Source organism: Aureivirga sp. CE67 (genome assembly GCF_015767245.1).
GTDB lineage: Bacteria > Bacteroidota > Bacteroidia > Flavobacteriales > Flavobacteriaceae > Aureivirga.
The window spans coordinates 192879-214907 of the sequence record NZ_JADOTV010000006.1 but is presented as its reverse complement, the minus strand read 5'-3'; the positions used below and the strand labels follow the sequence as shown (position 1 = coordinate 214907).

Annotated in this window: 13 protein-coding genes; 7 read left to right on the top strand and 6 right to left on the bottom strand. The window is 28.8% G+C overall.

Annotated elements, in window-relative coordinates; genetic code table 11:
* A partial coding sequence (locus I0K12_RS10100) for a transposase (RefSeq protein ID WP_231372734.1) occupies positions 1-416 on the top strand: 416 nt, incomplete at its 5' end.
* Here the strand turns inward: I0K12_RS10100 and I0K12_RS10095 are convergent.
* The 3 genes from I0K12_RS10095 to I0K12_RS10085 all read right to left on the bottom strand — a co-directional run bounded on the left by I0K12_RS10095 (position 366) and on the right by I0K12_RS10085 (position 1884).
* Positions 366-725: a hypothetical protein gene (locus I0K12_RS10095; protein WP_196887644.1), complete on the bottom strand. Its 360-nt coding sequence runs from the start codon at positions 723-725 to the stop codon at positions 366-368. The two genes, I0K12_RS10100 and I0K12_RS10095, sit on opposite strands and share 51 nt — an antisense overlap.
* Before the next feature lie 20 nt (positions 726-745).
* Entirely contained in the window at positions 746-1288 is a 543-nt protein-coding gene (locus I0K12_RS10090) for an ISAs1 family transposase (RefSeq protein WP_196887643.1), read from the bottom strand.
* Between the two features lie 239 nt (positions 1289-1527).
* Positions 1528-1884, bottom strand: a complete 357-nt coding sequence (locus I0K12_RS10085; RefSeq protein ID WP_196887641.1) for a hypothetical protein — start codon at positions 1882-1884, stop codon at positions 1528-1530.
* A gap of 89 nt (positions 1885-1973) precedes the next feature.
* Here I0K12_RS10085 and I0K12_RS10080 point away from each other — a divergent pair, with 89 nt between their 5' ends.
* The 3 genes from I0K12_RS10080 to I0K12_RS10070 all read left to right on the top strand — a co-directional run bounded on the left by I0K12_RS10080 (position 1974) and on the right by I0K12_RS10070 (position 4132).
* A complete protein-coding gene (locus I0K12_RS10080) occupies positions 1974-2450 on the top strand; it encodes a T9SS type A sorting domain-containing protein (RefSeq protein WP_196887639.1) in 477 nt (158 codons plus the stop codon).
* A gap of 237 nt (positions 2451-2687) precedes the next feature.
* On the top strand, positions 2688-3152 hold the full coding sequence (locus I0K12_RS10075; protein WP_196887633.1) for a peroxiredoxin: 465 nt from the start codon (positions 2688-2690) through the stop codon (positions 3150-3152).
* A complete protein-coding gene (locus I0K12_RS10070; protein WP_196887631.1) occupies positions 3152-4132 on the top strand; it encodes a type I phosphomannose isomerase catalytic subunit in 981 nt (326 codons plus the stop codon). The genes I0K12_RS10075 and I0K12_RS10070 overlap by 1 nt, the downstream gene beginning before the upstream one ends.
* Before the next feature lie 320 nt (positions 4133-4452).
* Here I0K12_RS10070 and I0K12_RS10065 read toward each other — a convergent pair whose 3' ends face one another.
* From I0K12_RS10065 to I0K12_RS10055, 3 genes are all read right to left on the bottom strand, one after another.
* Positions 4453-5085 carry a thiamine phosphate synthase gene (locus I0K12_RS10065; protein WP_196887629.1) on the bottom strand — a complete coding sequence of 211 codons (633 nt, stop codon included), beginning with the start codon at positions 5083-5085 and terminating at the stop codon, positions 4453-4455.
* Positions 5086-5318: 233 nt separating this feature from the next.
* Positions 5319-7247 (bottom strand): hypothetical protein, encoded by a 1929-nt coding sequence (locus tag I0K12_RS10060; RefSeq protein ID WP_196887627.1) that lies wholly within the window; start codon positions 7245-7247, stop codon positions 5319-5321.
* 97 nt (positions 7248-7344) lie between these two features.
* Positions 7345-11964: a beta strand repeat-containing protein gene (locus I0K12_RS10055; protein ID WP_196887625.1), complete on the bottom strand. Its 4620-nt coding sequence runs from the start codon at positions 11962-11964 to the stop codon at positions 7345-7347.
* 299 nt (positions 11965-12263) lie between these two features.
* On the opposite strand from I0K12_RS10055, the gene I0K12_RS10050 reads away from it, so the two are divergent.
* From I0K12_RS10050 to I0K12_RS10040, 3 genes are all read left to right on the top strand, one after another.
* A complete protein-coding gene (locus I0K12_RS10050) occupies positions 12264-14195 on the top strand; it encodes a tetratricopeptide repeat protein (protein WP_196887624.1) in 1932 nt (643 codons plus the stop codon).
* Positions 14196-14231: 36 nt separating this feature from the next.
* Positions 14232-14789: an NADAR family protein gene (locus I0K12_RS10045; protein WP_196887622.1), complete on the top strand. Its 558-nt coding sequence runs from the start codon at positions 14232-14234 to the stop codon at positions 14787-14789.
* Between the two features lie 180 nt (positions 14790-14969).
* On the top strand, positions 14970-21995 hold the full coding sequence (locus I0K12_RS10040) for a T9SS type B sorting domain-containing protein (RefSeq protein WP_196887620.1): 7026 nt from the start codon (positions 14970-14972) through the stop codon (positions 21993-21995).
* Positions 21996-22029 lie beyond the last annotated feature (34 nt).

The following is a 22029-nucleotide window of genomic DNA, read 5'->3' as shown; positions in this document are numbered from 1 at the left end:
ATAAAGGAATTCCTATTTCTATGTCTAAAGCTATCTCTGGATGTCATAATGATCTATTTGAAATCGAAAATAACATCAAAAATATGTTAGAAGATTTACATAAATCTAAAATTGAAACTAAAGATCTTTTTTTAAATGCTGATGCAGGTTTTGATTCTGAAAACTTTAGATTATTTTGTTTTAAAAATGAAATTCAAGCTAATGTAGCTTTTAACAAAAAAAATAATAAAATATCTGATTATGAATACTTTTTTGATGAAGAATTATATAAAAATAGATATAAAATCGAAAGAATTAATTCATGGTTAGATGCTTTTAAAGCTATAATTATAAGATATGAAAAACTAGAAAAAAACTGGACCAGTTTACATTATATTGCTTTTATAATTATACTTTTTAATAAAATCTATTTTTAAACAGGTTCGATAAAACTCTGCATCTGTTTGATAAAGATTTGTAATATAAATTCTTGAATTTTCCGATAGTTTTTTGGTTTTTAAATTTTTAGAGATTTTTCTTACTTCAATATATCTTTTTGAATTAAGCCAATCTTTTGCTTTCAAACAAAGTGTACTATCATAAACTGTAACAGACCAATAATCATGTCTTCCATGATTCTTTTCTTCTGTTTCATAATAACTTAAAGGCGCTTGTTGCAACATTAACTCATACATCTTTTCAATTAATGTTGGTTGATTTCTTTTGACCTGAACCACATAATTCATCTTGGATTCAAGAATCTTTTTTAGTGTTTTTTTTGAGTATGTAAAGCATCTAAGGTTATTATAGAATTCTCACATTTAAAAATTTCTGAAATATCTTGTAAAACAAAAATTTCACTCTTTTTTTCATTACTATATTTCTCAATATAAAGAGTCAACTCACTTTCTTGACAAAATAAACTTAAAACAGCTTCAAATTTTTGAAATTTAGGCAATGATTTGTCAACCGTAGAAGCTAAAGCTTTACCATCTCCACAGATCCAACTAAATTTATTTTTAGGATAAAGACTTAAAGCCCAGTCATTAAAGCAATTTATAAAAGAATCAACATCAATACTATTAAAAATTTGACGAACTGTTTCATGGCTTGGCATAGGATGTTTTAATTCAAACTCCTTTTGAAATAATTGGTAATTATCTTTTCCAAACCTTGAAATTCCTCGATAACCAATATTGCCACAGATATAACTCAATATCGATATTGCTAAAAATTCTGGTAATTGAATACGACGTCCTGAAACGCTTCGAGGATCTTTTATACTGGATAAATGTTCTAATAATGTCAAAATAATTGTTTTTGCAATCTTACAAAAATTTCAAGGAACTTGACTCCAATGTATCTGAAGCTCCAAACCAAGTATCAAACAAAATATATTTATATTTTATTTTATTCAGCTTGGTCAAACGATAAAGCGTATTGATAACCATTTCGTTTTTTGTAATTATACCTTTTCGTTTCTCTTTCCCTTTTTATCAATATAACGTTCTGTTTTCTTGATAATCTCGTAGGAAACAGGACAATTTATCATTTCTCCATCTTCTCATTACTCATTAAAAAAATCAACAGATTAATTCCTTTAACAGATTTATTTTTAGAATGATCCCAATGATAACAAATAATGTCATTTTCAGTGGTATGAGGTTTTTCTATAATCGTATCATCAATAGAAAGATAGGCTTCTTCTCCTTCTATCTGGCGAACAAATGGTTTTATTTCTTTCCAATAAGCTTTAGAATTCAATGATTTATCTCCTAAGAAATCACTAATATAATCGTGCTTCATTTGATTATCCAATACAACAGATAATCCTGTTGCAGTAGCTTTGGTTGGACTTGCTAATAAATAATTCGTATAAATTTCAAACGCATCTCTTCTTTTCATAAGGTGAATTTAAAATTTTAACATCAATAATTTAAAAATCCTAATTTTTTATAAGCGAAAGGTCAGTTAATGAAATTGAAAATGTTACATTGGTAGAAACAGCAGAAGATACTGGTGTTGTTTTAGAGGATTATTCAAATCTTGCAATAGCTAATTATTTCTGTTATGAATCTGGAGATACTTCAAATTTAATTATTGAACAAAATCCTACTTCTGGAACAACAGTTTTTGAAGATACTGAAATTACACTTACTGTTACTGATTCTGAATTAAACTTAACAAAAGAAGTAAATTTTACAGCTAAATTTTCAAAATTCATTGGTATTAATGATGAGATTTTAAGCAAAATAAAACTTTACCCAAATCCTTCTAATGGTATTATCAATTTAGATGGATATGAAGAGGTAAATGCTATTAAAGTTTATGATTTTAAAGGAGCAGAAGTTTGCAATTTTGTTGTAGATCAATCTATCATAGATTTACAAGATTTAAATTCAGGAATCTACTTCTTAGAAATTGAATTGAGTACAGGAACAAAACATAGAACAAAAATAATTTTAGAATAATAATTATTCTACATTTATTCAAAAGCAGAGTTTCAAATTAATGGGACTCTGTTTTTTTGTTTTCATAAATAGAAAGTCTCTCAGAAATAAATATTTAATCAAATATTATATTCGTAAAATAAATTATTCTCACTATATTAGATTTCTTATTTATGCATAAAATCAGCGTTATTCTTGGCTTTAACTAAAGAAAACACGATATTTGCAAATTCAGTCTATTTATAAAATTTTAGAGTTTTGGAAAATAAAATAATTAAAGGAAGTAAGATCCCAAGTTTTAGTTTAAATGATCAAGATGGAAATGAAATTTCATTTCCAGATTTTATTAAAGGGAAATCTGCAATTATTTATTTTTATCCAAAAGATGACACTCCAGGCTGTACGAAAGAAGCTTGCTCTTTTAGAGATGCATATACTTCTTTTTCAGATGCTGGTGTGAAGGTTATAGGTATTAGTGCTGACAGCGTTTCTTCTCATAAAAAATTCGCAGAAAAACATAATTTACCATTCACTTTATTAGCAGACACAAAAAATAAAGTAAGGAAACTATTCAATGTTCCGACTACATTGTTAGGGCTTATTCCAGGAAGAGTAACCTATGTTATCAATTCGGAAGGAATTGTGGAAGAAATTTTCAATAGTCAATTTGGTATTCAAAAACATATTGAAACTGCACTAAAAATATTAAAGAAAAGTAATTAATGAATATAATGTATCCAATAAAATTTACTCCAATCCTGAAACCAAAAATTTGGGGTGGTAGTAAATTAATAGATATTTTAGGAAAATCTTCGGAAAGAAGAGATATAGGTGAAAGTTGGGAAATTTCAGATGTTGAAAATGATGTATCTATTATTTCAAATGGTGAATTAAAAGGGAAAACATTAAGAGAAGTAATTTCTTTATATAAAGGGAAATTAGTTGGTGATAAAGTATATGAGGTTTTTGGAGAAAAATTTCCTTTACTAATTAAGTTTATTGATGCGAAAACTACTTTAAGTATTCAATTACATCCAAATGACAAACTTGCAAGAGACAGACATAATTCTTTTGGAAAAACTGAAATGTGGTATGTAATGCAAGCAGATGAGGATGCAAATCTTATTGTTGGATTTAAAGAAAATGTTTCTAAAGAAAGTTACCTGAAACATTTAGAAAACAAAAACCTTTTAGATATTTTAAATGTAGAAAAAGTATCTCACGGAGATATATACTACATTCCTACGGGTAGAATTCATGCAATTGGCGCTGGTGTAATGTTAGCAGAAATTCAACAAACAAGTGATATTACTTACCGTGTTTATGATTGGGACAGAAAAGATTCTTCTGGAAATTATAGAGAGCTTCATACAAATTTAGCTATCGATGCTATTGATTTTGAAGCGCAGGATAATTATAAAACTCCTTATCATAAAAATAAAAACACTGCAACAGAAGTTGTTAATTGCCCATTTTTCACTACAAACATTTTACCTCTTAATGGTGAAATTTCTATTGATCATTCAGATAAAAATTCTTTTGTAATTTATATGTGTGTTCAAGGAGATGCTACTTTCCATTATGACAATCAAGAAACAAAAATAAAATGTGGAGAAACTTGTTTGATACCAGCTTCTTTGAAAAACTTTAAAATCACATCAAATATAAACACCGAACTTCTCGAGGTTTATATTGATTTATAAAAATTATTAAAGAGTTAGAAAAAATCTAACTCTTTTTTTTTGCTCTCCTCTATTCCTTTCAAAATATATTCTTTCTTTTTTAGTAAAACAACTCACTGAAAACGGTTACAAAAAACATACACTTCAGTTATTTCCTTTTACTTATTCAGGTATATTGATTTAAATATTTTTTCAGAATAAAAAAACTACCTATCATTGTAATGTAAAACAAGATAACAATAGTAAAGTTATTATTTGAGGGGTAAAAAAGGAATGTTGTGATTGCGTTCCTTTTTTTTATTTTATCAAATTCACACTATTAAAAGTGAAAGTATCTAAACTTAAAAAGTATATCGTTGTTCGTCTGTAGAAGATGCTTTTAATAATTGGTGAAACTTAGTAATATTATTAAAATCACTAGTAATCGCATCTGAAATTACAAGACCTGAAACTCCTGTTTCCAAAATATTTTCTACATCTGAAAGCTCAATATTTCCAAAACCTAAAATTGGTGTTTTGGTTTCTAATTCTTCCAAAATTAATGAGTAAGCTTGTAAATCTAAATCTGTATTTTGTTCCTTTGTATTTTTAAATGGACCTAAACAAATATAATCCACTTCTTTTTTGATTAAAGATTTACAATTTTGAAGCGTATTTGCTTTTGCTCCTATGATTTGCCAAACATTTAATTCTTTACGAATATTTGTCAGATTTGAAATTGATTTTTCTAAGAAAACTCCATCGGCTTTGATTTCTTTTGCAATCTTATAATCATCTTGAATTAATAATCTTGTTTGAAAATGTCCAGTGATTTCTCTTGCTTTTTCTGCAATTTTCAAAAACTTTTTATCTGAAATATTTTCTAAACATAACTGTACCAATTCAGCTCCCGAGGTACAAGCTTTTTGAATATTTTCTAGATGTTCTTCAGGAGTATTTCCTTGTGATTTATAATGTAATTTAGGTATAATCATGTTTTTCTTTTTTAAATAAAATATACTTTTTGTTTTTTAAATTTAAGAATAAAAAAGCTTCGCAATATACGAACATTCTATAGTTGATTTAATAGTGAATTTATTTAAAGTTTTTAATTCTAATATCAATTTATATTTAACCATTACACTCTTATAAACGTTCATTTTTTCCCAATAAAAAAGAGATTATTTTTCAATAATCTCTTTTCACGTAAACTATGAAAAATAAAATATTATTTCACAATCATTCTTTTTGTATCAGCTTTTACTCCATCTACATAAAGTGAATAAAAATAAACACCTGAAGCTAAAAATCCTTTATCATAAACGATATGGTTTTCCCCTCTTAAGTGTAATTCTATTTTCTGAATATTTTTCCCAGAATTATCTTTTATTCTTAAATAAGCTTTATCAATATTTTTTGGAATATAAAATTTAATTTTTGTCTCAGATTCGTATGGATTAGGAGTATTTTGGTATAACATTGCCATTCTAATCTTACTTTCTTCTGGGACATTTACATCTCCTTCATCATCTTGACATGCACAATCTTCTAAAACTGCTATTTTCTCATTTGCAATAGTTAATTGTTCTTCTAAATTTTCTACAGTCAAAGTCAATTCTATATTTGAATCTGATAAAGTTTCTACTTGATTTTCAAGATCTGAAACCGTTGTTTGTAATGAAGAAATATTTTCGTTTACAGTAGTCAATAATCCAGCTAAATCAACTGTATTTCCATTAGAAATAGTCAATTCTGAACCTGAAAACTCTAAATTCTGTTCATCGGTATTATCTAAATAATTTTCTAAACTTACTGTATTTCCATTTTCAATTTCTAAGTTATTACCAGTAATCATTAAAATTTGATCATCTGTATTATCCATAAAAGAAGATAAATCCACAGAAGAATCATCGTTTGTAAGACTTAAAGTATTTTCGTTTAAACTTAAATCTTGATTATCGGTATTATCCAAATATGTAGAAAGATTCACCGAATTTCCATTTGAAATACTTAATTCATTTGAATCTAAACCTAAATTTTGAGAATCTGTGTTATCTAAATAAGAAGATAAATCAACTGTATTTCCGTTTGAAATACTCAATTCATTTGAATCTAAACCTAAATTTTGAGAATCTGTATTATCTAAATAAGCTGAAAGATCTACCGTAGAATCATCATTCGTAAGGCTTAAGATATTTTCGTCTAAACTTAAATCCTGATTATCGGTATTATCCATAAATGGAGATAAATCAACTGTGTTTCCATTTGAAATTCCGATAACAGTATTTTCTAAAGTTAGATTCTGTGCATCTGTATTATCCAAATAAGCTGAAAGATCTACCGTAGAATCATCATTTGTTAAACTTAAAACATTTTCGTTTAAACTTAAATCCTGATTATCCGTATTAGATTCTAAAATATGCCAATTTGTTCCATCATAAGCTTTAAATTTAGAATCTTCCGAATCAAAATAAATATCTCCAGCATTTGCAGTTTCTGGTGCAGCAGTATTTTGTAATCGCATCACACCATTTACGTGCAATGTTGCAGAAGGATTTGTTGTATTTACACCTACTCTACTATTTTTCAGGTTTAAAACATTATTATTGTTCCCTGGAAAAATTTTGAAAGGTAATTTTCCATTTCCGACATCACGAATAAAGAAATTTGTTTCGTTTCCTGCAATATCCCAAGTATAAGCTCCCCAACCAGAAGAATTATCTTGTTCTAATCTTAATGTTGGCGTATCTCCAGTTACTGTATGAAGTTCCATTGCAGGATTACTAGTTCCAAATCCAACGTGTCCATTACTTCCTAGATACAAAGAATTATTTTTAGCTCCTGCAAGAATATAAAATGGTCTTTTATTTCCTGTAACATCGTCAATACTAAAATAATTTGCTCCTCCATTTTCAGTATCATTTATGGTAATTCTCCAATCGTTTGCTGCAAAATTTGCAGTAGCACTAGTATCATCAAATAAAATACGAAGATTATTTTCTTTCATTACAAAAGTATCAAATCCGAAACTCGGAGTCCCGATATCCATACCAATTCCTAAACTTCCATTAATTTTCACATCTTCGTTAAATGTTTGAGCAATTCCTGTATTTATTCCCAATGCTACAAGCATTACTGAGAGTAACTTTTTTTTCATGTAATTAGTTTTAAATTAATTTTTGACAAAAATCTAATGGGGATTGACTTTATAGAAAAGCACATTGAAAATTAATTCAATGTGCTTTTTGATTAATTTATTTAACAATCATTTTCTTAGTATCAACTTTCACTCCTTCTACATAAAGAGAATAATAATAAACTCCTGAAGCTAAATATCCTTTATCATAAATAATTGATTTTTCACCTCTTTCTGTTAATTCAATTTTCTGAACAGTCTTTCCTGAATTGTCTTTTATTTTCAAGTAAGCTGCTTTTACATTTGCAGGAATGTAGTATTTAATTTGTGTTTCTTCCTCGTAAGGATTTGGTGTATTTTGATATAATTTTGGTCCTAAAATCGGATTATCATTTGAAATAATATCTAAATCTGACGGATCAATACAAGCACATTCTTCTAACTCTTCAATTCTATCTTTTGCATCTACTAATTCTTCTTCTAAAGTAGAAATAGTTTCTTGCATACTTGCCATTGTAGCATTTACTTCAGTTAATAACGAAGCTAAATCTACCGTATTTCCATTTGAAATTGTAAGTTCAGATCCGCTTAATTCTAAACTTTGCTCATCTGTATTATCTAAATATTCTTCTAAACTTATAGAGTTTCCATTCTCAATTCCAATATTATTTCCAGTTTTTGTTAAAATTTGATTATCTGAATCTTCTAATAACTCAGACATATCCACTGAATTTCCATTAGAAATTGTCAAATTACCGTTCTCATATGCTAAAGTTTGAGAATCTGTATTATCTAAATACCCTGATAAATCAACCGAATTTCCATTTGCAATACTTAATGTATTTACATCTAATGCTAAGTTTTGATTATCTGTATTATCTAAATATCCTGATAAATCAACTGAATTTCCGTTTGCAATGCTTAATGTATTTACATCTAATGCTAAGTTCTGATTATCTGTATTATCTAAATATCCTGATAAATCAACTGAATTTCCATTTGCAATGCTTAATGTATTTACATCTAATGCTAAGTTCTGGTTATCTGTATTATCTAAATATCCTGATAAATCAACCGAATTTCCATTTGCAATGCTTAATTCATTAACATCTAATGCTAAGTTCTGATTATCTGTATTATCTAAATATCCTGATAAATCAACTGAATTTCCGTTTGCAATGCTTAATTCATTAACATCTAATGCTAAGTTTTGATTATCTGTGTTATCTAAATATCCTGATAAGTCAACCGAATTTCCGTTTGCAATGCTTAATGTGTTTACATCTAATGCTAAATTCTGATTATCTGTGTTATCTAAATATCCTGATAAATCAACTGAATTTCCGTTTGCAATACTTAATGTGTTTACATCTAATGCTAAATTCTGATTATCTGTGTTATCTAAATATCCTGATAAATCAACTGAATTTCCGTTTGCAATGCTTAATGTATTTATATCTAATGCTAAGTTCTGGTTATCTGTATTATCTAAATATCCTGATAAATCAACTGAATTTCCATTTGCAATGCTTAATTCATTAACATCTAATGCTAAGTTTTGATTATCTGTGTTATCTAAATACCCTGATAAATCAACGGTGTTTCCATTTAAAATTGATAAAGTATTTTCACTTAATCCTAATGTTTGGTTATCCGTATTATCCATGAACTCTGTCATGTCCACTGAATTTCCATTAGAAATCGTTAAGAATCCATCTCCAAATCCTAATGTTTGCGAATCTGTGTTATCTAAATATTTTGAAAGATCAACGTTATTTGCATTTAAAATCGAAAGTGTGTTCTCATCTAAACTTAATGATTGATTATCTGTGTTATCTAAATACCCTGATAAATCAACGGTGTTTCCATTTAAAATTGATAAAGTATTTTCACTTAATCCTAATGTTTGGTTATCCGTGTTATCTAAAAATTCTGCCATATCAACAGTGTTCCCATTTGAAATTGTCAATAATCCATCTCCAACAACTAAAGTTTGAGCATCTGTGTTATCTAAATACTTCGATAAATCAACAGTGTTTCCATTTAAAATTGACAAAGTGTTCTCACTTAATCCTAATGTTTGATTATCTGTGTTGTCCATGAACTCTGTCATGTCCACTGAATTTCCATTAGAAATCGTTAAGAATCCATCTCCAAACCCTAGTGTTTGCGAATCTGTGTTATCTAAATACTTTGAAAGATCAACATTATTTGCATTTAAAATCGAAAGCGTGTTCTCATCTAAACTCAATGATTGATTATCTGTATTGTCTAAATATCCTGATAAATCAACAGTGTTTCCATTTAAAATTGATAATGTATTCTCACTTAATCCTAATGTTTGGTTATCCGTGTTATCTAGGAATTCTACCATGTCAACAGTGTTCCCATTTGAAATCGTCAACAACCCGTCTCCAACAACTAAAGTTTGAGCATCTGTATTATCAAGATACTTCGATAAATCAATATTATTTCCATTTAGAATTGATAAAGTATTTTCACTTAATCCTAACGTTTGGTTATCCGTGTTATCTAGAAATTCTGCCATGTCAACAGTGTTCCCATTTGAAATTGTCAACAATCCGTCTCCTACAACTAGAGTTTGATTATCAGTGTTGTCTAGATACTTTGATAAATCAATATTATTTCCATTTAGAATTGATAAAGTATTTTCACTTAATCCTAAAGTTTGGTTATCCGTGTTATCTAGAAATTCTGCCATATCAACAGTGTTCCCATTTGAAATCGTCAATAACCCGTCTCCAACAACTAAAGTTTGAGCATCTGTATTATCAAGATACTTCGATAAATCTACAGAAGTAGCATCATTTGTTAGACTTAAAGTATTTCCTGATAAACTTAAATCTTGCTCGTCGGTATTATCTAAAAACCCTGTAAAATCTACAGTATTTCCGTTTGAAATTGTCAATAAATTATCTCCGAAACTTAATGTTTGAGCATCTGTATTATCTAGATATTTTGATAAATCAACCGAATTTGCATTGAAAATACTTAATTCGTCTTCTGTTAAAGTCAAACTCTGAGAATCTGTATTATCTAAATAACTATCTAAGTTTACAGAGTTTCCGCTTGAAATATTTAATTGATTTCCGCTTAAACTTAAATTTTGATTATCTGTATTATCTAAATATGGAGCTAAATCAATTTGATTCGAACTATTTGTTATTGAGATTTTATCATTATTAATACTCAATTCCTGATTATCAGAATCATCTGTAACAGCCCAATCCGTTCCATTCCATAAATAAGTTTTCCCTTCATCTACATCATAAAGTAAAAGTCCAGCTTCTGTTTCTCCTAAACTATTTTCAAAAGTATTTCTCTCACTTGTTGTAAATCTATTTAAAAGTAAACCTTCAGATTTCGCTGATAAATCTAACGAAGCATACTGATTTGGATTCGTAGTTCCTAATCCTAATCTAACTTTTGTAGCATCAGAATCTCCACCTAAAACCACACAATTTGAACAATCTGCAACTGCTCCTGCCCCTATAGCTGCTGCATAAGTTTGTCCTTCTCTAATTTTCACTTGATCTCCTACTGCTGTAGAATATGTCGATTTAACTGAAGTTAAATTTCCTAATCCAATTGAATTTTGATAATATACAGAATCTTGTGTTCCAATAGCAATTCCATATTTTCCATTTATATAAGTTTGGTATCCAATTGCAACTGCATCACTTTGATTTATGTCAGTTTGAGATCCTAAAGCAACAGATCTTGTTCCTCTTACGTCTGTATTATAACCAATCGCTGTGATTTCATCTTGATTACTATAAGCAGAATATCCTAAAAGTACATTATAATTTCTTCCTGTATTTCCACTACCTGCTAAATATGCTTCGGAACCTAAAATAACATTTCCATTATTTTTTGAATATCCAACAGAACCAAAATCAGCATCATACCCCAATATTACATTATCTTGACCTTCTCTATTTCTATCTCCAGCATAAGCTCCTACATAAGTATTTCTATTGGCATTATTTGTTTCATTTGTTCTATTATTATCATAACCGGCTCTAAATCCAATAAACGTATTATAATCAGCATGTTCTGTTGCAGCACCAGAGGCTTGTCCTATAAAAGTATTTGCAACTCCAACTCCTACATCAGTTCCTGCAGAATCTCCTACAAAAGTATTTTTATACCCTGTACTATTATCATATCCTGCATCATTTCCAAAAAAAGCATTACGGTAACCTGTTGTGTTGGATCTACCTGAAGAACTTCCTACAAAAGTATTATCACTCGCTGTTGAATTGTTATACCCAGCATCTTCTCCAATAAAAGTGTTATCATCTCCAGTTGTATTTCTATAACCAGATGTTTCCCCAATAAAAGTGTTATCACCTCCATCTGTATTATAATATCCAGCATCAGTCCCTATAAAAACAGCATCCCCATCATCGTGGTGGTAACCTGCTCTCGTTCCTATTATCACATTATCAAAACCATCTGTTGCATCTCTTGCAGCATCTGATCCAATAATCACCCAATCATGGTCATTATATAATGTCTTTCCAGCCCTGTATCCTAAAAAAACATTATTTAAACCACTTGCGTTTGAATATCCAGCAGAATCTCCTACATAAGTATTATAATCTCCTGTTGTGTTTGATTCTCCAGCTTTGCTTCCAGCTTGAAAAACCCCGACTTGAGCATTTGTAACAATACTCAAGAGAAAAATTGAAAAAATGAGTAATTTTTTGTTCATATTATATATTAATTTTGAGTTAGTAATCTACCTTTGACTATTCTTTAACTTAAAAGGTTTAATCAAATTTTAATTTTCTTAAACTTTTATTTTATTCTTATTATTTTAACAGTTTTTAATTATTTTTAATATTTACTATTTATGAATAACTAAATTTTAACTTCTAATAATAATTTAATCGCAAACATATAAATATTTTTTTACGAATTAATCAATAAAAAATTATCTTTGGCATTTTAACACTTTTTGTTAGATAATATAAAAAAGTGAAGAAATCTGTATTTTATTTAAATAAAAACATGAAGAACTCTTACATCATTACTTTCTTAGCTATAGGAATTTTAGCTTTTTTTATTTTAGGATTGATTTTTCCAAATATTTTCTGGACAACTCATTTTTTACATTTTATTCCAAATTTCGGAAAGATATTTTTCTTAATAATTTCTCTAATTTTGGTTTTTCTATGGATGAAACACAAAGAGAATGCTACTCCTTTTGAAAAATTTCAGTTGAACTATAAATCCATATTTTTAATTAGCAGCATATTTTCCATTACTACCTTAATTTTCCCAATGGCTTTTGATTATTACGGAGAATCTTATCTTTTAAATAAACATCTGAATACAGCTATTTCAAAAATACCAGATCAAACAAATGAAACATTTTTCAGGTTTGGTTTAAATCCTTGGGATGGACAAAAAACGATTTTAGCAATCATAACTTATATAGCATATTTCTGTAAAGTAACTTATAAAACAGCATTTTATATCCAGAATTTTATTTTCGGATTTGGTTTTATCTTTATTTGGTTACGATTTGTAAAAAGACAAATTCAAAATGGAAGTTTACAATTCTTATTTATGATCATGGGAATTTCTGCTCCATTTATGCTAAACTATTTCGGACATATTGAAATTAATGCTCCTGTGTTATTTTTCAACCTACTTTGGATTACTTCTTTCTTAAATTTCTTACCAAATTTCACTTGGAAAAAAGTCGGAATTTTGTTCTTTTTACTTTTAGTTTGTTTAAAATTACACCCTGTAGCAGTTTTATACATCCCTGTTTTATTAAGTGGGATTTATTTAAAAATAGCACATCAAATTTCATGGAAAAAAGTTTCATTTTTTCTTTTATTACCAATTTTCATTGTAGGAGCAATTGTTTATTTTTTCATTTTAAAAGACTACAACGATCCAAGATCTTTGTCAAAAACAGCAGGAGAATTTGAACATATTTTCTTACCATTGATTTCTCCTCCAGCTCCTTTAGACACTTATAATATGCTAAGTATGCAGCATATTTCTGATTATTTTTTAGAAATATTTATCTGGAGTCCAGTAGCATTATTTTTAATTATTTCTTCCGTTATAATTTTTAGAAAAAACATCAAATGGAATCAACCTGAAGTTATTTTTATAGGAACAGCTTTATTTCTTTTTACTAGTTTATTCTTTGTTGTAAATCCACTTTTAAGCATGCAAATGGATTGGGATTTATTCTCATTTCCTGCGCCACTTTTTATGGTTTTTGTAATAGTTTTATTTAAACAATTTCAAGATAAAATTAATTTTCAGAAACAAATATTTTATCCAAGTGTGTTAATCGCATTTTTTTCACTTCCAATTTTCATTGTACATGCAAATGGAGATTTGTTGACAAATAGACTTTTCACAGTTTCAGAAACTATTTATGATGGATATTATGAATGGTCAAATCATACAATTCAAAATGCGAGTAATAGTGGAAGGTTATATTTTTCAGATGAAGAAATTATGCAAAAACAAAAAGATTTTATACAAAAAATAGAGAAAAAAGCTCAAAAAAATATTGATTTCGAGTTTTCTAAAATTTTAAAATCTCATGGGAAAATTTACATGCGAAAAGAAAATAACTCAGAAAAAGCAATTGAATATTTCAAAAAAGCAAAAGAATATTTTCCAGATAAAAATATTGACATCTTGCTGGTAGAGGCTTATTTTTCTTCTAAAGATTATCAGTCTGCTTTTGAATATGCAAAGATTTTATATCAAAATAATTTCCCTAACGAACAAAAAGCGAATAACATTTTAATCCATTGTGCTTTAGAAAATGAAGATTATGCTAATGCTTTGAAGTATTCTAAAATTTATAATAAAAAATGGAATAATCAATTAATACAAGAAATTGAAAAAAGGATAGAAACAGATACAAAAAAAGAAGAATTAAAATTTTTATTTCAAAGAAACTAATTTTTGCGTAAGTTTGACACGAAATAAAAATTTATTATGAAACAAAATTACAATCTAGAGTGGCTAAAAAATACCACTGAAGAAAATACACCTTTAAAATATCTTTTTTTCTGGGGACATTCGAAAAAAAAGAATGACAACAGCCTTGGAAAATATTGTCTTAGTCAATGGTTTAAAAGAGATTTTTCTGTAGATGGAATTACTTATAAATCTACCGAACATTGGATGATGGCAGAAAAAGCTAAGTTATTTGAAGATGACAAAATTTATCAAAAAATAATTCAATGTACTTCTCCAGGTGAAGCTAAAACTTTAGGTAGAAAAGTTCGAAATTTTGAAGAAAAAAAATGGTTAGAAAATCGTTATGAAATTGTAGTAAAAGGAAATTTTCACAAATTCTCTCAAAATAATGATTTAAAAGAATATTTATTGAACACAAAAGAACGCGTAATAGTAGAAGCTAGTCCTGTAGATACTATATGGGGAATAGGTTTAAGCGTTGATAGTTCAAATATTCAAAATATTGAAAAATGGAGAGGATTGAACCTCTTAGGCTTTGCTTTAATGGAAGTTAGAGATCAATTAAGATCTTGATTAAAAGTTTATCGAAAAAATACTATTCACGGATAGTATTTTTTTGTTTAGATCAAAAACTATCATATATTTTTCATAATCAACAAGTTAACCTCTTCTATTTTATTATGTTAAAAAAAAAGTGTTTTAACAATATTTTATAATATATAGTTTTTTTATTTTTGGGAAAATTGTAAAATAATGACAAAAACAATATTAAACTTTTTTTTACTTTTTTCCTGTTCTCTTTTATTTGCTCAGAAGGAAGCGAATAATTGGTATTTCGGTGAAAATGCAGGATTAAATTTTAACGGTAACACTACAGCATTAACCAATGGTTCAATTAATACCACCGAAGGTTGTGCTTCCTTTTCAGATGCTGAAGGAAATCTTTTATTTTACACAGATGGTATGACAGTATGGAATAAAAACCATGCACCAATGCCAAATGGGTTAAATTTAGCTGGAGATTCTTCTAGTACCCAATCTTCAATTGTAATTCCAAAACCAGGAGAAGATGGAAAGTATTATTTATTCACAGTAGGTTCTTCAGAAAATAGTACTGGAGGTTTTTATTACTATGAACTTAACATGAATTTAAATGGAGGTTTAGGAGATATTTCTTCAGGACCTGTAAATCTTTCAGGAGCTCTAGGAACTACTTGGACAGAGAAAATTACAGCTATCCAATCAGCAGAATGTGATTCATACTGGGTTATTTCATTAGTAAATAATACTTATTATGCTTTTAAAATTAGTAGTACAGGTGTCGATACTCCTATTATTTCTACTGTTCCTTATACGGCCATTGATGGTAGAGGATATTTAAAAGTTTCTCCTGATGGTTCAAAGTTAGCTGCAGCTCATTTCCATGATAATAATGGTGATGATAGTAAGTTTTTCCTTTATAATTTTGATAATTCAACGGGAGTTGTTTCTAACTCGGAAACATTACTTTTTGACGATCCTGCAAATAACGAACATCCTTATGGTGTGGAGTTTTCTTCAAATTCTGAAAGATTATACCTTTCTACTTTCAATGAATCTGATGATACAAATAAAATTTATCAATATAATTTATTAAGCTCAAACATTGCTAATTCACAATTATTAATCAATTCAAAATCTGGATTTAGAGGTGCTTTACAGTTAGGTCCTAATGGAAGAATTTATGTAACAGTTCCTGTTTCTTATTCTGTAGGATCATCTTTTCTTGATGTAATTGAAGCTCCAAATAACTTAGGAATTGCATGTGGATATTTGAATAATGAAATTAATTTAGGTACTGGAAAAGCTAAACAAGGTTTACCTCCTTTTATCCAGTCAATTATTTTATCGAAAGCAGAATTTATAGATATTCCAGAAGATGTAAGTGTTATTGAATTATGTGATAATGAAACTTATACAATTAAAGTAAAAAGTTATCCTAATGCTTCTTATACTTGGAAATTTATTTCTGCTACAGGAAGTGAAAACTTCATCCCTACTCCAGTTCCTCAAAATCAATTAGAGATCAATCAATTCTCTTCAAACCTTGATGGAACTTATGAAGTAACTGTTACTTTTTTAGATGGAAATTGTCCTAAAGAAGGGAAAATCGAAATTAACTTTTCTGACATTCCAGCATTACAACCAATTTCAAATTGGCATGAATGTAGTTTAACAGGAAATGGATTTTTTGATTTTGATTTAGTTGCAAATACAACTCCAAATGTTTTAAATGGAGATAGTGCTTCAGATTATGAAGTAACTTATTATAATTCTGAATCAAACGCAGAAAATAAAACAAATGCACTTTCAAACCCATATACAAATCAGGCTGCTTTTACTGCAGAAACAATTTGGGTAAGAAAAGAGAATATTTCTACAGAGTGTTATTCTATAGAATCTTTTAGCATTAATGTAATTAATTTAAATATCAATGCATCTGTTGCTACACTTCATAATTGTGACTTTGATGGCGTAGCTACAGAAAGTGATAACAATGACGGTTTTGCTGAATTTAACTTAAAAGATAATGAAGTAAATATTTTAAATGGTGAAGATCCTGCAGATTTTGATATTAAATATTTTACAGATGCCACTTTCACAAACGAAATTTTAGATCCGACAGCATTTACAAATACTGTTTTCACACTACAAACAATTTATTTCCAAGTAAATTCTATTTTAAATACTTCTTGTAATACTAATGGAGAATTCTTGATCAGCGTAGACCCGAATCCTGTATTTAGTTCTACTTTTACTACAACTTCATTAGAAGAATGTGCTGATGATGTTTCTAATAATACAACATTTGACATTAGTGGATTGTCTGATGTTTTCCAAAATTCACCAGATTATTCTTATACTTTTTATTTAAACGGAACTGCTTTACCAAGTACGCAAGATTTAACTGCTGTAACAATTAACTCAAACGGATATGTCGAAGTAATGGCAGAGAGTTCTTTAGGATGTCAATCAAAGAGTGATCAAATTCAATTAATCATAAATGAGATGCCTCCTCTTGTGACAGTTGATCCTTTAGAAGAATGTGATTTAGATTTAGATGGATTAATTTCTTGGGATTTAACAACTCTGACAACAGAACTTACAAGTAATAATCTTTATATCATTACATATCATACAACACAAGCTTCGGCTGAAGGTTCAAACTCTGATGTTATTTTAACACCAAATAGTTTTAATTCTGCATCAACTACAGTTTTTTATAGAATTACAAATCCTACAACAAACTGTTTCAACATTGGTTCTTTCGAAGTAATTTTAGATGCTTTCCCAACAGTTCCTGCAGAATTTACTTTTGAACAATGTGATGATATTGTTCATGATGGAATTAAATCTTTCTATTTACCAGATTTCAATAGTGAAATTTTAGCATCAATGACAGATGTTTCGATTCTTGGATATTATTTATCACCAGATGATATTGAAAATCCAGCTGTTGGTCCATTACCTGATAATTATACAACTGGTGATACAACTCTATATGTACATTTAAATGATGATATTCACGGTTGTACCACTTATACAGAAATTCATTTAGTAGTTTTAAATATTCCTAATGTAAATGAAAATGCACCAAATATTGTTGCTTGTGATGATGATTTTGATGGACAAACACTGTTCAACTTAACAGAAAACCAAGGAGATCTTATTGATTTGACAGCTTTCACAAACCCAATGTTTGAATATTATACTGATGCAAGTTTAAGTGATGCTTATAAAATTCCTGTTGGAGAAATTACTAGTTATGAAAATATTTACAGTCCTTTAAATACTCAAGAGATTTGGGTAAAAGTTTCTACTGATAACCAAAACTGTTTTGGTTCAACAAGCTTTTTCTTAGTTGTAAATCCTAAACCTATTATCAATCCTATTGAAAACTTAAAAGAATGTACGGATGAAGACGGATATGTGAACTTTGATTTAACTCTTGCAGAAGCTGGATTAATGAATGGTCAAAACGGATTGACAATTGCATATTACCATACCTATCTTGAAGCTACTGGAGAGACAAACGAGATTACAAATCCAACAACTTTCCAAAACAATCAAATTCCTGTACAAGAGATTTTCTATACATTGACAAACACTACTACAGGATGTAAAACTGTTGCTTCTTTCAATATTGAAGTACTTGAAAATCCAACAATTCCTGCAGAAGCTACTGTTGAAGTTTGTGATGATCTTGTAGCTGATGGAATTATTACTGTAGATTTAAATGATTATAACGAATTCTACCAACAAGGAAATGCAAACTATTTAATTTCTTATTTTGAAACTTCTGATTTTGCTACGAATAATATCAACGCATTAAATACGGATTATACAAATACTAGTTCTCCATATAACTATGAGATTTTTGTAAGAATCGAAAATACGGATACAAGCTGTGTTTCTATTACAAAGTTTACTACAAATATTTTAAATATTCCAAACCCAGGAACGCCAGAACCTATCTATTCTTGTGCAACAGGAAACAATGGATTCTCTGTTTTTGATTTTTCTCATGTAGAAACAGAAATTATTACTGCTTTAGGAAATGTAAATGTTTCTTTCTATTTAACAGAAATTAATGCATTAAATAGCGTAAATCCTCTTACAGATCTTGACAATCACTCGAATTTATCTCCAAACCAAGAGATTATTTATATTCGTGTTGAGGATGTTACAACTGGATGTTTTAATATTGTTGAATTAGTTTTAAATGTAGAAGACAATCCAGAATTGACAACTCCTACAGATATCGAACTTTGTGATGAAGGTTCTGACGGAGTTGAAGATTTTAATTTAACTATAAAAGAAGGGGAAATTACAACTGATCCAAACTTTACTTTCCAATATTTCATTGATGATGCTAGTGCTGTAAATAATAATGGAATCGGAGAAATTGTAAATCCTACTTTCTTTACAAATACTTCAAACCCTCAAACAGTTACAGTTCGTGTGAATAATCCTACAAATGGATGTTATTCTTTAACTTCACTTACTTTAAAACTGAATGATTTACCAAGTATTACACAACCAACTCCATACGAATTCTGTGATGATGAAGCTGATGGAGATATCTCTAATGGAATTATCCAAAATATCATTTTACAAAATAAAGATGCTGAAATTTTAAATGGAAGTTCAGGAATTGTTTCTTACCACGAAACAGAAGATGGACCAGCTATTGATAAATCTGCTCCTTACACAAACCTTTCTCCTACGCAGGCTCTTTTTGTAAAAGTTACGAATATTGAAACTGGTTGTGAAGCAACAGTAATTTTAGATTTAATTGTTCATACATTACCAAACATCAATGATTTATTAGTTATTGAAGAATGTGATGATGATTATGACGGACATACTTTCTTTAATTTAGATGATGTAAAAGCTCTTTATGATCCAGCTGGGATTTATGAGATTAATTTCTACGAAACTCAAGAAAACGCTGAAGAAAATGATACTGCTTTAGCTGTTGAAGCAAATTACTATTCTGTTGTAAACAATATTTTTGTAAATATTACAAATGCTACTTCAAATTGTAGTTTGGTTAAAGAATTAACTCTTGTTGTTAATCCTATTCCTGAAATGGTTGAAGTAGAAGATATGGAAACTTGTGAAGGTGATAATTCATTTAATTTTGAAGATATTTATAATCAAATTGTAAATGGTCAAACAGATATCACTGTAAAATTCTTCAACAATATTGATGATGCAAATAATGATGTTGGATCGATTGATATTTCTGCTCCATATACAAATAACTCAAACCCAGAAACAATTTATGTTCGTATTGAATACATTGCTACTGGATGTTATACTCTTACAACTTTTGATTTAATTATTAATCCAAATCCATTAGTTGGTGACAATTTAAGTTATGAAATTTGTGATGATGATTATGACGGTTTTGCAATGTTTGATTTAAATACAATGGATGATGATGCGCTTGTTGGTCAATTAGGTGTTCTTGTTGAATATTATATGACAGAAGCTCAAGCTTTAGATCCTAACAGTATTCCATTGGCAGATAATTTTGTAAACACAGTACAAGATGCGCAAGATATTTATGTAAAACTTGTAAATGTTTCTACAGGATGTTATACTCTTACGACATTAACGCTAGTTGTTGAACCTTTACCAGAACCAAATTATACTCCTACTCCATTAGAAGAATGTGATGAAGATGGAAATGGAACAGAAGCTTTTGACTTAACAGATGCCATTGCTGATGTAACGAATAATGCTGCAAATTATGAAGTGAAGTTTTATCCAAACTTAACAGATGCAGAAAACAATGAAAATGAAATCGTAGATGTTGAAAACTTCGAATCTGCTTCTACTACAATAACTGTTAAAGTAATTAATTCTAATACAACGCAACTGTGTGAGGTATTTGTTTCTTTAGATTTAATTTTAAACGATCCTTTAGAAATTACAATTCCTAGTCCAATCGTTTTCTGTGATACAGACGAAGATGGTATTGTTTCTAAATCTATGGATGAGTTAAATTCAATTATTTTTGAATCTTTAGAAAACTTAACAATTACTTACCATGTTTCTGAACAAGATGCAAGAGATGAGATTAATCAAATTGTAACTGATTATGATATTTCTACATCAACTGTTCTTTATATAAGAGTTGAAGAAGAAAACTCTGTTTGTGCATTTATTGCTCCAGTTAATTTCATTGTAGATATCAGCCCAGAATATACAGCTAATTTAGATCCTTATACGGTTTGTGGTGAAGAAGGAATTGGTACTTTCCAATTAAATGATGTGATGACACCATTAATTACTTCTAATCCTGATGCCGTAGTTACTTACTACGAATCTGAAGAAGATGCTACAAATTCTGAAAACGCAGTTGATGGTGTAGATTATATCAGTGAAAATGGAACGGTTTGGGTTAATATTTCAAATCCAAGTACTGGTTGTGATGCTATTACTTCTTTCGAATTAGTAGTTGAAAACGCTCCTACATTTGATGTTTCAGATTTAGTTGTTTATTGTATTGATGATTTAGATTTCTTTATTGAAGCTGAAAATCCAGGAGGAGAATATACTTATGAATGGTCAGACTTTGATGGAAATGTTTTCGCAGGAGAAACTACTTCAACATTACATGTTACAGAAGAAGGAGTTTATGCAGTAAAAGCATTTACTACAGATGGAACTATTATTTGTGAAAGTGAAATTAAATATATTTTGGTTGAAAAATCAGAATTACCAAAAATCACTATTGATGATATTACAATCACAGATTACTTAACTAATGAAGGAACAAATTTCATTCAAATTGATATTGCAAATATCGGAATTGGTGAATACGAATTCTCAATTGATGAAGGTACAACTTGGCAATCAGAACCATATTTTTCTGATGTGAGAGCTGGAGCTTATCAATTATTAATTAGAGATGTAAGAGAAAATGGTTGTGGTGAAATTGCAATTGATATCAGCGTAGTTGGTTATCCTTCTTATTTCACTCCAAATGGTGATGGAATTCATGATTATTGGAATATTCACGGAATTGAAAATTACCCAGAAGCTAAAATCTATATATTTGATAGGTTTGGGAAATCAATCCATAAAATAGATCCAACAACAGAAGGTTGGGACGGAAAGAAACACGGTCAAGAACTTCCTTCCTCAGGTTATTGGTTTACGATGGAACTTGTGGACAACAACGGAAATAGAGTCGTTCGAAAAGGACACTTTAATTTAAAACGATAATTTTTTAAAACCTTCTCCGATAACGAGAAGGTTT

Bases quoted from the DNA above. Each gene is read 5' to 3' on its own strand.
- I0K12_RS10050 (WP_196887624.1), top strand. From the start codon at position 12,264: ATGAAGAACTCTTACATCATTACTTTCTTAGCTATAGGAATTTTAGCT.
- I0K12_RS10060 (WP_196887627.1), bottom strand. From the start codon at position 7,247: ATGAAAAAAAAGTTACTCTCAGTAATGCTTGTAGCATTGGGAATAAAT.
- I0K12_RS10040 (WP_196887620.1), top strand. From the start codon at position 14,970: ATGACAAAAACAATATTAAACTTTTTTTTACTTTTTTCCTGTTCTCTT.
- I0K12_RS10070 (WP_196887631.1), top strand. From the start codon at position 3,152: ATGAATATAATGTATCCAATAAAATTTACTCCAATCCTGAAACCAAAA.
- I0K12_RS10045 (WP_196887622.1), top strand. From the start codon at position 14,232: ATGAAACAAAATTACAATCTAGAGTGGCTAAAAAATACCACTGAAGAA.
- I0K12_RS10065 (WP_196887629.1), bottom strand. From the start codon at position 5,085: ATGATTATACCTAAATTACATTATAAATCACAAGGAAATACTCCTGAA.
- I0K12_RS10095 (WP_196887644.1), bottom strand. From the start codon at position 725: ATGAATTATGTGGTTCAGGTCAAAAGAAATCAACCAACATTAATTGAA.
- I0K12_RS10055 (WP_196887625.1), bottom strand. From the start codon at position 11,964: ATGAACAAAAAATTACTCATTTTTTCAATTTTTCTCTTGAGTATTGTT.
- I0K12_RS10085 (WP_196887641.1), bottom strand. From the start codon at position 1,884: ATGAAAAGAAGAGATGCGTTTGAAATTTATACGAATTATTTATTAGCA.